Raw genomic sequence first — 260 nt, 5'->3', positions numbered from 1 at the left:
AGCATCGACACGCCCAGCGTGTCCGACAACAGGATGAATTCCTGGCGCACGACGTCGTCGCACATCTGCCCGGTTTCGGTCAGGAAGCGGATCGCGGCCATCCACTCGGCCTCGGTCAGTTCCGTTTCGCGGACAAACGCATGCAGGTGCCGCACGAGGCTCTGCATCAGCACGCGCAAGCGCGGGTTCGGCGTACCGTCGAAGCTGGCGACGACCTGCTCGGTCAGCCGGGTGTCGCCGTCATGATGTTCATTCGTCAC

Annotated in this window: 1 protein-coding gene; it reads right to left on the bottom strand. The window is 63.8% G+C overall.

What is annotated here, in order from left to right:
* On the bottom strand, window positions 1–260 hold a 260-nt coding region (locus SB764_RS41880), incomplete at both ends, for a dioxygenase (RefSeq protein ID WP_410867020.1).

It is taken from the genome of Paraburkholderia sp. SIMBA_027 (genome assembly GCF_046535315.1).
GTDB lineage: Bacteria > Pseudomonadota > Gammaproteobacteria > Burkholderiales > Burkholderiaceae > Paraburkholderia > Paraburkholderia tropica.
The sequence above is the reverse complement of the archived record's forward strand: the minus strand, read 5'-3'. Positions and strand labels throughout refer to the sequence as shown.